The organism is Pseudomonas emilianonis (assembly GCF_023072625.1).
In the GTDB taxonomy this organism is placed as follows: domain Bacteria; phylum Pseudomonadota; class Gammaproteobacteria; order Pseudomonadales; family Pseudomonadaceae; genus Aquipseudomonas; species Aquipseudomonas paraveronii.
The window spans coordinates 1-11,827 of record NZ_JAKNRV010000154.1; the positions used below are offsets into that span (position 1 = coordinate 1).

Annotated in this window: 12 protein-coding genes and 2 pseudogenes; 6 read left to right on the forward strand and 8 right to left on the reverse strand. The window is 59.7% G+C overall.

Annotated elements, in window-relative coordinates:
* Positions 1-110: 110 nt before the first annotated feature.
* A pseudogene (locus L9Z73_RS16325) lies at positions 111-260 on the reverse strand (cytochrome D ubiquinol oxidase subunit II); the annotation flags it as partial.
* A gap of 363 nt (positions 261-623) precedes the next feature.
* On the reverse strand, positions 624-1,064 hold the full coding sequence (locus L9Z73_RS16330) for a PA3611 family quorum-sensing-regulated virulence factor (protein ID WP_247402900.1): 441 nt from the start codon (positions 1,062-1,064) through the stop codon (positions 624-626).
* A 198-nt stretch (positions 1,065-1,262) separates the two neighbouring features.
* Between L9Z73_RS16330 and L9Z73_RS16335 the strand changes: the two genes are divergently transcribed.
* From L9Z73_RS16335 to L9Z73_RS16345, 3 genes are all read left to right on the forward strand, one after another.
* Positions 1,263-1,982: a tRNA-uridine aminocarboxypropyltransferase gene (locus L9Z73_RS16335; protein ID WP_247402902.1), complete on the forward strand. Its 720-nt coding sequence runs from the start codon at positions 1,263-1,265 to the stop codon at positions 1,980-1,982.
* Between the two features lie 252 nt (positions 1,983-2,234).
* A complete protein-coding gene (gene erdR / locus L9Z73_RS16340) occupies positions 2,235-2,885 on the forward strand; it encodes a response regulator transcription factor ErdR (RefSeq protein WP_247402905.1) in 651 nt (216 codons plus the stop codon).
* A 75-nt stretch (positions 2,886-2,960) separates the two neighbouring features.
* Positions 2,961-3,323 (forward strand): diacylglycerol kinase, encoded by a 363-nt coding sequence (locus L9Z73_RS16345; protein ID WP_247402908.1) that lies wholly within the window; start codon positions 2,961-2,963, stop codon positions 3,321-3,323.
* A 3-nt stretch (positions 3,324-3,326) separates the two neighbouring features.
* Here the strand turns inward: L9Z73_RS16345 and L9Z73_RS16350 are convergent, their stop codons facing one another.
* Positions 3,327-4,253 (reverse strand): LysR family transcriptional regulator, encoded by a 927-nt coding sequence (locus L9Z73_RS16350; protein ID WP_247402911.1) that lies wholly within the window; start codon positions 4,251-4,253, stop codon positions 3,327-3,329.
* 124 nt (positions 4,254-4,377) lie between these two features.
* Between L9Z73_RS16350 and fpr the strand changes: the two genes are divergently transcribed.
* Entirely contained in the window at positions 4,378-5,157 is a 780-nt protein-coding gene (gene fpr, locus L9Z73_RS16355) for a ferredoxin-NADP reductase (protein ID WP_247402915.1), read from the forward strand.
* Between the two features lie 117 nt (positions 5,158-5,274).
* On the opposite strand, the gene tsaA is transcribed toward fpr, so the two are convergent.
* The 5 genes from tsaA to rimO all read right to left on the reverse strand — a co-directional run bounded on the left by tsaA (position 5,275) and on the right by rimO (position 9,217).
* On the reverse strand, positions 5,275-5,970 hold the full coding sequence (tsaA, locus tag L9Z73_RS16360; RefSeq protein WP_247402918.1) for a tRNA (N6-threonylcarbamoyladenosine(37)-N6)-methyltransferase TrmO: 696 nt from the start codon (positions 5,968-5,970) through the stop codon (positions 5,275-5,277).
* A gap of 3 nt (positions 5,971-5,973) precedes the next feature.
* The gene (locus tag L9Z73_RS16365; protein ID WP_247402920.1) at positions 5,974-6,435 is read right to left on the reverse strand and encodes a DUF1456 family protein; all 462 of its coding nucleotides are present in this window, start codon (positions 6,433-6,435) and stop codon (positions 5,974-5,976) included.
* Positions 6,436-6,503: 68 nt separating this feature from the next.
* Positions 6,504-7,214 (reverse strand): rRNA pseudouridine synthase, encoded by a 711-nt coding sequence (locus L9Z73_RS16370; RefSeq protein WP_247402922.1) that lies wholly within the window; start codon positions 7,212-7,214, stop codon positions 6,504-6,506.
* A gap of 71 nt (positions 7,215-7,285) precedes the next feature.
* Positions 7,286-7,759 (reverse strand): GNAT family N-acetyltransferase, encoded by a 474-nt coding sequence (locus L9Z73_RS16375; RefSeq protein ID WP_247402924.1) that lies wholly within the window; start codon positions 7,757-7,759, stop codon positions 7,286-7,288.
* 117 nt (positions 7,760-7,876) lie between these two features.
* Complete coding sequence (gene rimO, locus L9Z73_RS16380) at positions 7,877-9,217, reverse strand: 30S ribosomal protein S12 methylthiotransferase RimO (RefSeq protein ID WP_282598651.1); 1,341 nt, start codon at positions 9,215-9,217, stop codon at positions 7,877-7,879.
* Between the two features lie 312 nt (positions 9,218-9,529).
* On the opposite strand from rimO, the gene L9Z73_RS16385 reads away from it, so the two are divergent.
* On the forward strand, positions 9,530-11,431 hold the full coding sequence (locus L9Z73_RS16385; RefSeq protein WP_247402925.1) for a potassium transporter Kup: 1,902 nt from the start codon (positions 9,530-9,532) through the stop codon (positions 11,429-11,431).
* A gap of 126 nt (positions 11,432-11,557) precedes the next feature.
* Positions 11,558-11,827, forward strand: a pseudogene (locus tag L9Z73_RS16390) (oxidoreductase); the annotation flags it as partial.

The following is an 11,827-nucleotide window of genomic DNA, read 5'->3' on the forward strand; positions in this document are numbered from 1 at the left end:
TCCAGGCGTCAGTCCTTGAGGTGCAGCACGAAGGATTCGTAAGGCCGCAACGCCAGCGTGCCCGTGCTTGCCTGGCAATCGGGGTAGTTGCTGATCAGCAGGCGCTGCCGCTTCGTTGCGGTGAGGATCATGTCGCGATAAAGAGGGATATTCGGGCTGTCGGGAGCGATCAACTGGAGTTGAGCTTCGACCTGCTGCGTGAGGTCGACCCCGTTCGCTTCAAAATGCTGGAGCAGGCGTTCATTCGGTTCGTAAGGCATTCAACTTCTCCTTCTTCACAGAGCCTGGGCTGGCGGCGAGATTCGTCCGTGGCCACGACACTGCATGCCAAGGCATTGCACGGTGTTCGCCAAGCGGCAAAGTGCGGCTCTGTATGTTCCTTGTGATTTAAAAACCTTTGCACTGCACGTGGCAGGAGGACAGCTCTGTTTTGCCCTGAAAATGTTACAGAACAGCATGGGAACTGGGCTGAGCGGGCAGTAGGAATGAGACGATCATGGGCCGAAAAACCCTTGGCTGGCAACCGCTTATTGGTCTTACGTCAGAACGTGCGGCGCTTGGTGGAAAACGCAAACGAGGGAAGTGCGCGCCACTGGACAGCGGCGCGCGGGGGCAAGTACGACTTACTTTTTCTTCTTCGCCGCGGCCGGTGCCGGGCAGTCCGCTTCGACGAATTTCACCGATGCCACCGGGCGGTTGGTCTTGTTTTCGGAGATGTCATAGCGCATGACCGCGCCCTTGGCCATCAGCTCGCGGTAGCCTTTGTTCAGGCACACGCTTTGCCCCAGTTGGAAATACACCGCCTTGGGGTTGGCACGCATCTGTTCTGCACGATCGGGCAGCACGCTGAGGTGATCGATCAACTGCAGGCCTTCAACGGTGTAGGCCACTTCCAGGGTTTTTTCATCGATTTCCCGGGGCAGGTCCTTGTTGCTTTCAGCCGCGACGCTTTGCAGCTTCTTGTTCATTTGGGCCTCCAGCAGCGAGGCCGCCTGAGCGCCAACAGGCAAGACCAGCGCAAGGGCGACGGATGGGGCGACAAGACGCAGCATGGAACGCAGCATGAAACTCTCCTGATTCGGTTACTGGTGCATAGACCAGCCACTGGGCTGTGCGTTCAGTGGCGCGCAATTATAGGTGAGCCCTGGCCAGTACAGCCAGGCGTATTGCTGGGAAGTGCGTGTGGCTCTGGTAAACTGCGGCCACTTAAGCCTTCCTCGAGTTCCCTCAGTGTCGATTTCCCCTTCCGTGCGGCGCATCCGATGAGCCACGCCGTCTCTCGTCTGCGTACCCAGCGCCTGGCGCGCGCCATCACGCCTTTCGTCAATCGGGGTTCGCGTGCCGAACGCTGCCCCGGCTGCCGGGTGATCCCCGCGTATTGTTTGTGTGCCTGGCGGCCCAAGGTCCAGGCCCGGTCTGCGATGTGCCTGTTGATGCACGACGTCGAACCGATGAAGCCCAGCAACACCGGCTGGCTGATCGCCGATGTGATCGACGACACCAGCGCGTTCGCCTGGTCGCGCACCGAGGTTGATCCCGAATTGCTCACCCTGCTGGCTGACCCGCAGTGGCAACCCTACATCGTGTTCCCGGGCGAATTCGTGGCGCCGGAACGGGTGGTCAGTGAGGTCAAGGTAGGGGAGGGCAAGCGCCCGCTGTTTATCCTGTTGGACGGCACGTGGAGCGAAGCGCGCAAGATGTTCCGCAAAAGTCCCTATTTGGAGCATTTGCCGGTCCTCAGCCTGGCTCCGGAACAGCTGTCGCGCTACAAACTGCGTCGTTCCAAGCGTGATGATCATTTCTGCACCGCCGAAGTCGCCGCGCTGTGCCTGGAGCTGGCCGACGACTGCGCGGCCAGCGAAGTGCTGGACGCTTACCTCGACGTATTCAGCACCCATTATCTGGCCGCCAAGTTCCAGTTACCGTTGGACTTGACGGATATCGTCCATACTCGTCTAGCGCCCTACATCCCGGCGGTATAACCAGACGACGTTTGCATGATGGCACTGTGAATCCAACCGCCGCTAAACTGCCCATTGGCGTAGTGCTTGACCACCCAGGCTGCGCTGGGCATGCTGGGCGCCGATCAGGGCGCAACCGTGAATTTCCAACGTCGTTTCAGGTGCTTTTGACGTTGAGCATGCCCTGTGGTGATGGCTGCCTGGCCGTTGCCTTGTGTATTGGCGAACCCTGAACCCATCAGGGCTGCCATAAAAAACAGGATCATTTAATCAATGGCCACATACGAAATCCTGATAGCTGATGACCACCCGCTGTTTCGCAGTGCGCTGCATCAGGCAGTAACGCTGGGCCTGGGCCCGGATGTACGTCTGGTTGAAGTGGCTAGCATTGCCGAGCTGGAAACCCGCCTCACCGAAAAATCCGACTGGGACCTGGTGCTGCTCGACCTGAATATGCCCGGGGCCTACGGATTTTCAGGGCTGGTGCTGTTACGCGGGCAATACCCGCAGATCCCCGTGGTGATGGTCTCGGCCCAGGAAGAAGCCGATGTGGTGGTACGCTCCAAGGAGTTTGGCGCCAGCGGTTTCATTCCCAAGTCGAGCTCCATGGAAGATATCCAGAAAGCCGTGCGCACGGTGCTGGATGGCGATGTGTCCTGGCCGCCGCAGGCGTTTGAAGAAATCAACGTGTCCGACGAAGCCAAGGCTGCCCGTGATGGCCTGGCCAGCCTGACGCCCCAGCAGTTTCGGGTACTCACCATGGTGTGCGAAGGGTTGTTGAACAAGCAGATCGCCTACGAGTTGAGCGTGTCGGAAGCGACCATCAAGGCCCACGTCACCGCGATCTTTCGCAAGCTGGGGGTGCGCACGCGAACCCAGGCGGCGTTGCTCTTGCAACAACTTGAGTCAATTTCGCAGCATTAAGCTATTGCCGATTCACGCTTTTTTGACTTTGCGTGATCTAGTTTTCCCACTTCTTTGGTTCAGTTGCCTACATCTATGTCGCCTTTCAAGGGTCAAACCGGTATCAAACGTATCTTTAACGCAGGGGGCTATTCCCTGGATGGCCTGCGCGCAGCCTTCACCGGTGAGGCGGCATTCCGTCAGTTGGTGTTGCTGAACGTCATCCTGATCCCGCTGAGTTTTTTCCTGCATGTCAGCCGCGTCGAACGGGCGCTGTTGATTGCGGTGTGCCTGCTGGCGTTGATCGTCGAGTTGCTCAACTCGGCGGTGGAAGCGGCCATCGACCGCATTTCCCTGGACCGTCACCCGCTGTCGAAAAACGCCAAGGACATGGGCAGCGCCGCGCAATTCGTGGCACTGACCATGATCGCCCTGGTGTGGGCCGTGATCCTGATCTAAGCCTCAGGCAATGCTCGGCAGCACGATTTCGTCGCTGCGCTGGACCCCGGCGGTGAAGGCGCGGCACAGTTCCAGAAACTCGCGCATCGCCGAGGTCTGGTATTTCTGCTTGTGCCAGATGAAGTAGAACTGCCGGGCCAGGTCCAGGTCCGGGGTCTCTACCGGCACCAGGCTGCCACGGCGGAAGGCATCGCGCAGCGCCAGCCGCGAAATGCAGCCAATCCCCAGCCCCGACTCCACCGCACGTTTGATCGCTTCGGTGTGTTCCAGCTCCAGGCGAATATTCAGCGCGCTGCGATGATGACGCATGGCCTGATCAAAGGTCAGCCGCGTGCCCGAGCCTTGTTCGCGCAGAATCCACGCTTCATGGGTCAATTCTTCCATGGTGGCGACGCCGCGCTGGGCCAGGTGATGCTGAGGCGCGCAAAACACCACCAGCTCATCTTCCACCCAGGTTTGCACTTCGATATCCGGGTGGCTGCAGTCGCCTTCGATTAGACCCAGGTCAATTTCGTAATGCGCGACCTGGTGCACGATATGCGCAGTGTTCTGTACATGCAGCTTCACCTGGCTCTCGGGGTGCTGTTGCATGAAACTGCCGATCAGCAGCGTGGCCAGGTAATTGCCGATGGTCAGCGTGGCGCCGACGGCCAGCGAGCCGAAGCCGGACTTACCGTTGAGCAGGTCTTCGATCTCCTTGGACTGGTCCAGCAGGGCGACCGCCTGGGGTAATAACTGACGGCCGAGGGCGTTGAGGCTCAGGCGTTTACCCGCCCGATCGAACAATTGGCAGCTGGATTGACGCTCCAGCTCGGTGATTGAGGTGCTGGCGGCGGATTGAGATAAGGCCAGAAGGCCAGCAGCGCGTGAGACGCTTTCCTGCTGGGCGACGGCGACGAAGACTTGCAGTTGACGGAGAGTAAATCGCATATCGATATAACCGATAACCCTTATCTTAATAATCCAGTTAACAGATATTGTCGCCGCGATTAGAATGCTGTGCAATTGCGCACTTATCATTTGGCGCAGACCCATCTCCAGGAGTCCCCCGTACATGAGCAACATGAACCACGAGCGTGTCCTCAGTGTTCATCACTGGAACGACACTCTGTTCAGCTTCAAGTGCACCCGCGATCCGGGCTTGCGCTTCGAGAACGGTCAGTTCGTGATGATCGGCCTGCAACAGCCCAACGGCCGCCCACTCATGCGCGCTTATTCGATTGCCAGCCCGAACTGGGAAGAGCATCTGGAGTTCTTCAGCATCAAGGTGCCCGATGGCCCGCTGACTTCCCAGTTGCAGCACCTGAAGGAAGGCGATGAGATCATCATCAGCAAAAAGCCGACAGGCACCCTGGTGCTTGACGATTTGAAGCCGGGCAAGCACTTGTACCTGCTCAGCACCGGTACGGGCCTCGCGCCGTTCATGAGCGTGATTCAGGACCCGGAAACCTACGAGCGTTTCGAAAAAGTGATCCTGTGCCACGGCGTGCGTTACGTCAACGAAGTCGCCTACCGCGAATTCATCACCGAGCACCTGCCGCAGAATGAATTCTTCGGCGAAGCTCTGCGTGAAAAGTTGATCTACTACCCCACCGTGACCCGCGAGCCGTTCGAACACCAAGGTCGCCTGACCGACCTGATGCGCAGTGGCAAGCTGTTCCGCGATATCGGCCTGCCACCGATCAACCCCGAGGACGACCGCGCCATGCTGTGCGGCAGCCCAAGCATGTTGGACGAGACCAGCGAAGTGTTGAACAGCTTCGGCCTGAAAGTTTCGCCACGGATGCGTGAACCGGGTGACTATCTGATCGAACGCGCCTTCGTCGAGAAGTAAACGCGGTCAAAAAAAATGTGGGAGGGGGGTTGCTCCCGATGGCGGTGATTCAGTGCTAGTTGTAGCAACTGACAGACCGCCATCGGGGGCAAGCCCCCTCCCACATTTGTTTTCGGTTTATTCAGCTGCAATCACTTCCAGCACACAGATGACACCCGCCTCGGGGTAGTGCCAACGCACATCCACGTCCCAGAACTGCGCGCCATATTCACGCTCGGGCCCGGGCGTTTGATAGGCCGGCCGCGGGTCTTGTGCCAAGCACTGCTCGATCAACTCCACCAGCGGTTCAGCAAGGCGCTGAGCGTGGCCTTGTGCCTGGTGCAGAGCCGTCTTCAGCCACTGCACGGGAATCAGTTGCGGCGCGCTACTGGCGATGCTGTTGGTGGCGCTGTCGATGATGTCGGCATACGGCACATACGGCTTGATATCCAACACCGGCGTGCCGTCGAGCAGATCGATCCCGGAGATCCACAGCCGGCCCGGTTCGACCTTGTCCAGCTTCACCACCGACTGGCCAATCCCGTTGGGTCGATGGGTCGCACGGGTGGCAAACACGCCCATGGACGTGTTGCCGCCCAGGCGTGGCGGGCGCACTTTCAGGCGGGGCTTGTCTTCGAGGGCCTGATGGAACAGAAACAGCAGCCACACATGGCTGACCTGCTCCAGGCCCTGCACCGCCTCGCCGTGGTCGAACGGCGCGACCAGCTCCAGCACGCCGCGGGCGGCAGGCGCCAGTTGCGGTTGGCGCGGGATGGCGAACTTCTCCTTGAAGCAGGAGCGCACGAAGCCAACGGGCGAGACCTGGTAACTCATGGCTTACGCGCGAACCCGCAGGGTCAGGCCCTTGAGGAAGTTGCGCAGCAACTGGTCGCCGCAGGTGCGGTAATTGGTATGGCCGAACTTGCGGAACAGCGCGCTCAGCTCAGGCTTGGACACCGGGAACTCGGCGGCCTTGAGGATGGCGTGCATGTCGTCTTCCTTCAGTTCGAAGGCCACGCGCAGCTTTTTGAGGATGATGTTGTTGGTCACCGGGGTTTCGATCGGCTGCGGCGCACGGCTGTCGTCCTTGCCGCGCTTGAAAACCACCAGGCCGTCAAGGAAGTGCGCCATGACCTCATCCGGGCAGAATACAAAGCCTTCTTCCTCGTCTTTCTTGAGGTAAGTCAGCAGGTCTTCCTTGGTCACGTCCATGCCGCCGAGTTTGATGAGTTCGACCATCTTGTTGTCACTGATGTCGAGCATGTAGCGCACGCTGCGCAGTACGTCGTTGTGAATCATGGTGGGCAATCCTGGTTTTCAACGGTGGACACCGCCCACGTAGGCGGTGTCAAAAAAAGGGGAGTGGCTTAGAACTTCTCTTTGCCAGACAGGTAGCGCCATTGGCCCACCGGCACCTTGCCGATGGATACACCACCGATGCGGATGCGACGGATGGCGATGACTTTCAAGCCGACGGCTTCGCAGAACAAGGCAATCACCCCAGGTTGCGGGTTTTTCATCGCAAAGCGCAGGCGGTTTTCGTTCTGCCAACTGGCTTTCACTGCTGGCAGCTCTTTGCCTTTGTACGTCAGGCCGTGGTTGAGGCGGTTCAGGCCGTGAGCAACCATGTCACCTTCGACCTCCACCACGTATTCCTGCTCGATCTTGGCGGCATCGGCGGTCAACTTGCGCAGAATCTTCCAATCCTGGGTAAACACCAGCAGGCCGCTGGCCTTGGCTTGCAGGTCGGAGCTGGCGGTCAGGCGCAGGAAGTGGCCCTTGTGCGGGCGCTTGCTGAAGCGGTGTTCTTCCGACAACGTTTCGGCGTTGATCGAAGCCATCGCCGTCTCGGCATCCACGCCGACAGGCGCGTGCAGCAGGATGGTCACCGGCTCTGGCGCGGTGGCCTTGGCCTCGGGGTCCAGTTCGACCTTCTGGGTGGTGACCTTGAACTGCGGTTCGTCGATCACTTCACCGTCCACCGAGACCCAGCCGCCTTCGATAAACAGCTCAGCCTCCCGACGGGAGCAACCGACCAGTTCGATAAGGCGTTTGGAGAGGCGTATGGGGTCAGTCATGACAAAGGCCGTAGCAAAAGGGGGCCGCTATTGTACCTGTGTGGACGCGGTTAATCCCGGCCCCATTTCATTTAGCCCCGACGCGCCTCTTGCTGCACCTGGCGCAAACGCATGTGCAGCAGCGGATAAGGTTGCCCAAGGCCATCATGCTCGGTGCGGCCGATGACCTCGAAGCCTTGCTTGAAGTAAAAACCCAGCGCCTGCGGGTTCTGTTCGTTGACGTCCAGCTCATCGGCGTTCATGCACTCGATCGCATAACGCAGCAATTGCTTGCCCAGGCCCTGGCCACGGTGCTGTGGGTCGATAAACAGCATCTCGACCTTGCCCGCGGCCACCCCGGCGAAACCGGTGATGCGTTGGTGCGTGTCCTTGGTGCAGATCAGCATGACCGCATCCAGGTAGCGGGTCAGCACCAGGTTTTTCAGCAACGTGATGTAGCTGTCCGGCAGAAAATCATGGGTGGCACGCACCGAAGCCTCCCAGATACGCGCCAATTCCGCGAAGTCGCTGGTTTTGGGGGTGTGGATAACCGAATGCTGACGCATGCCCGCTGCCCTTTTGTAGATGATCGGTACCGATGGGCAAGACGATAGACCTAAAAAAGCCCCGCATCTTGTTCAGAGGCAGGGCTTTTCGAGTTTTTTTAGCGGTGCCTGATGCTATCAGTCGCGCTTTTCAGCCCACAGGTCGTATTCGTCGGCATCGGTCACCGTACACCAGACTTTGTCACCCGGTTTCAAACCGCTGGCATCGTCGATAAACACGTTACCGTCGATTTCTGGTGCATCGAAGAAGCAGCGGCCCACGGCGCCTTGCTCGTCGACTTCGTCGATCAGCACTTCGATTTCCTTGCCGATGCGCAGTTGCAGGCGCGCCGAGCTGATCGCCTGCTGGTGCGCCATGAAACGCTCCCAACGGTCCTGCTTGACGTCATCCGGCACCACGGCCAGGTCCAGCAGGTTGGCCGGAGCGCCTTCCACCGGCGAGTACTGGAAGCAACCGACGCGGTCCAACTGGGCTTCGGTCAGCCAGTCGAGCAGGTACTGGAAGTCTTCCTCGGTTTCGCCAGGGAAGCCGACGATGAAGGTCGAACGGATGATCAGATCCGGGCAGATCTCGCGCCAGTTCTTGATGCGCGCCAGGGTCTTGTCTTCGAAGGCCGGGCGTTTCATGGCCTTGAGCACTTTCGGGCTGGCGTGCTGGAACGGGATGTCCAGGTACGGCAGGATCTTGCCGGCGGCCATCAACGGGATCAGCTCGTCCACGTGCGGGTACGGGTACACGTAATGCAGGCGCACCCACACGCCCAGGCTGCTGAGGGCTTCGCACAGTTCGGTCATGCGGGTTTTCACCGGCGCGCCGTTCCAGAAGCCGGTGCGGTATTTCACGTCGACGCCGTAGGCGCTGGTGTCCTGGGAGATCACCAACAGCTCTTTCACGCCGGATTTGACCAGGCGCTGGGCCTCGTCCAGCACGTCACCCACCGGGCGGCTGACCAGCTTGCCGCGCATCGACGGGATGATGCAGAAGCTGCAGCTATGGTTGCAGCCTTCGGAAATCTTCAAGTAGGCGTAATGGCGCGGGGTCAACTTGATGCCTTGCGGCGGCACCAGGTCGATCAGCGGGTTGTGATCCTGGCGCGGCGGCACCACTTGATGCACGGCGTTGACCACCTGCTCGTACTGCTGCGGGCCGGTCACGGCCAACACGCTCGGGTGTACCTTGCGGATATTGCCTTCTTCGACACCCATGCAGCCGGTGACGATGACCTTACCGTTTTCCTTGATGGCCTCGCCGATCACTTCCAGGGACTCTGCCTTGGCCGAGTCGATGAAGCCGCAGGTGTTGACCACCACCACGTCCGCGTCCTGGTAAGTGGACACGACGTCATAACCTTCCATGCGCAGTTGCGTCAGGATGCGTTCGGAGTCGACCAGAGCCTTTGGGCAACCCAGGGAAACAAAGCCGACCTTGGGGTTGGCTTTTGCGATGGTGGTGGACATGTCTAACCTCGGTATTGAATGACGCCGCCAGTCGGGCACGACAAGGCGGTAGACGGGCACTTAGCGCACTCGTGAGAGAGGGGCTTTTATGCCTCTGATCAAAAAGTGCGCAATTCTAGCGACGGGCAACGCACTTGACCAGCTTTATGCAGGGAAATACGACGAGTGCTGCGCTATGCTTCGCGCCGTTGCTCGCGGGTGAAATCCTTGGGTCAATAAAACGTCTGTTACGAGAAGTAAAACAGCGCATGCTAAGGTCAGCTTAGACGCGTTGTTTATAAGAGACCTCAGGTCATAGGGCAGGAGTGGTTGATGGGTCAGGCAAGTAGTCAGGCAGCGGGTGCCGAGCATTCCAACGCCAAGCCGATTGGTATGCTGGTGGCAGCGGTCGGGGTAGTTTACGGCGATATCGGGACCAGCCCGCTCTACACCCTTAAAGAGGTGTTCAGCGGAGGTTATGGGGTTCAGGTCAACCATGACGGAGTCTTCGGGATCCTGGCGCTGATCTTCTGGTCGCTGATCTGGGTCGTTTCCATCAAGTATGTGTTGTTCATTCTGCGCGCCGACAACCAGGGTGAGGGCGGCATCATGGCCCTTACCGCGTTGGCGCGGCGGGCGGCGACGCCGTATCCGAAACTGCGCTCGGTGCTGGTAATTCTCGGGTTGATCGGCGCGGCGCTGTTTTACGGCGACAGCATGATCACCCCGGCAATCTCGGTGCTCTCGGCGGTAGAAGGCCTGGAACTGGCCTTTGAGGGACTTGAACGCTGGGTCGTGCCGTTGTCGCTGGTGGTGCTGGTGGGCCTGTTCCTGATCCAGAAACATGGCACTGACCGCATCGGCAAGCTGTTCGGGCCGGTCATGGTGTTGTGGTTCCTGGTGCTGGCGGGCTTGGGGGTGAATGGCATCAGCCAGCATCCGGAAGTGCTCAACGCGTTGAACCCGGTATGGGGTGTGCGTTTCTTTATGGTCCACCCTGGCATGGGTGTGGCGATTCTCGGCGCCGTGGTGCTGGCATTGACTGGTGCCGAAGCGCTGTACGCCGACATGGGCCATTTCGGGCGCAAACCCATCGCCCGTGCGTGGTTTGCCTTGGTGCTGCCGGCGCTGGTGCTCAACTATTTCGGCCAAGGTGCGCTGCTGCTCGAAAACCCCGAAGCGGCGCGTAACCCGTTCTACCTGCTCGCACCGAGCTGGGCGCTGATTCCGTTGGTGGTGTTGTCCACCCTGGCCACGGTAATTGCGTCCCAGGCGGTGATTTCCGGCGCGTTCTCCCTGACCCGTCAGGCGATCCAGTTGGGTTACATCCCGCGCATGCACATTCAGCATACGTCCAGCGCTGAACAAGGGCAGATCTACATCGGTGCGGTGAATTGGTCGCTGATGGTCGGCGTGATCCTGCTGGTGCTGGGCTTCGAATCGTCCACCGCGCTGGCTTCAGCCTACGGCGTGGCGGTGACCGGCACTATGCTGATCACCAGCATCCTGGTGTCGGCAGTGATGCTGTTGCTGTGGAAATGGCCACCGGTGCTGGCGATTCCGGTGTTGATCGGTTTCCTCTTGGTCGACGGGCTGTTTTTCGCCGCCAACGTGCCGAAAATCATCCAGGGTGGTGCGTTCCCGGTGTTGGCGGGGATCGTGCTGTTTATCCTGATGACGACGTGGAAACGCGGCAAGGAACTGTTGATGGACCGCCTCGACGAGGGCGGCCTGCCGCTACCGATCTTTATCGGCAGTATCCGCGTGCAGCCGCCCCATCGCGTGCAGGGCACTGCGGTGTTCCTCACCGCGCGGCCCGACGCGGTGCCGCATGCGCTGTTGCACAACTTGCTGCATAACCAGGTGCTGCACGAGCAAGTGGTGTTGCTGACGGTGGTCTACGAAGACATTCCCCGCGTTCCCGCCGCACGGCGCTTCGAGGTGGATGCCTACGGCGAAGGGTTCTTCCGCGTGATCCTGCACTTCGGCTTTATCGATGAGCCGGACGTGCCAGAAGCGCTGAAGCTGTGCCACCTGGATGATCTGGATTTCAGCCCGATGCGCACCACGTACTTCCTCAGCCGCGAAACGGTGATCGCCTCGCGTATCAAAGGCATGGCCCGCTGGCGCGAAGGCTTGTTTGCGTTCATGTTGAAGAACGCCAACGGCAACCTGCGTTTCTTCAAACTCCCGGTCAACCGGGTAATCGAACTGGGCACCCAGGTCGAAATGTAAGCGGCTGTTGAACGGGAGCCGGCAATCGGCTCCCGTTTTACCTTCTGAACCCTGTGCGATCCCTTGTTGTCGACTAGGCTCTAAGCACTGTTGAACAGTGCCCATAGAACCCAGAAGAGGTGCGCCATGAGTCAGCTGCTCGAACCCTATACCCTGCGCCAATTGACCCTGCTCAATCGCATTGCGGTATCGCCAATGTGCCAATACTCCAGCGTCGATGGCCTGGCCAACGACTGGCACCTGGTCCACCTCGGCAGTCGCGCCGTGGGCGGGGCCGGGCTGATTTTCACCGAAGCCACCGCCATCACCGCCGATGGCCGTATCACCGCCGAAGACCTGGGCCTGTGGAACGACGCACAGATCGCCCCGCTGCAACGCATCACGCGCTTTATCGCG

Coding starts and splice junctions, on each gene's coding strand:
- L9Z73_RS16330 (WP_247402900.1), bottom strand. CDS start 1,064: ATGCTGCGTTCCATGCTGCGTCTTGTCGCCCCATCCGTCGCCCTTGCG.
- L9Z73_RS16335 (WP_247402902.1), top strand. CDS start 1,263: ATGAGCCACGCCGTCTCTCGTCTGCGTACCCAGCGCCTGGCGCGCGCC.
- erdR (WP_247402905.1), top strand. CDS start 2,235: ATGGCCACATACGAAATCCTGATAGCTGATGACCACCCGCTGTTTCGC.
- L9Z73_RS16345 (WP_247402908.1), top strand. CDS start 2,961: ATGTCGCCTTTCAAGGGTCAAACCGGTATCAAACGTATCTTTAACGCA.
- L9Z73_RS16350 (WP_247402911.1), bottom strand. CDS start 4,253: ATGCGATTTACTCTCCGTCAACTGCAAGTCTTCGTCGCCGTCGCCCAG.
- fpr (WP_247402915.1), top strand. CDS start 4,378: ATGAGCAACATGAACCACGAGCGTGTCCTCAGTGTTCATCACTGGAAC.
- tsaA (WP_247402918.1), bottom strand. CDS start 5,970: ATGAGTTACCAGGTCTCGCCCGTTGGCTTCGTGCGCTCCTGCTTCAAG.
- L9Z73_RS16365 (WP_247402920.1), bottom strand. CDS start 6,435: ATGATTCACAACGACGTACTGCGCAGCGTGCGCTACATGCTCGACATC.
- L9Z73_RS16370 (WP_247402922.1), bottom strand. CDS start 7,214: ATGACTGACCCCATACGCCTCTCCAAACGCCTTATCGAACTGGTCGGT.
- L9Z73_RS16375 (WP_247402924.1), bottom strand. CDS start 7,759: ATGCGTCAGCATTCGGTTATCCACACCCCCAAAACCAGCGACTTCGCG.
- rimO (WP_282598651.1), bottom strand. CDS start 9,217: ATGTCCACCACCATCGCAAAAGCCAACCCCAAGGTCGGCTTTGTTTCC.
- L9Z73_RS16385 (WP_247402925.1), top strand. CDS start 9,530: ATGGGTCAGGCAAGTAGTCAGGCAGCGGGTGCCGAGCATTCCAACGCC.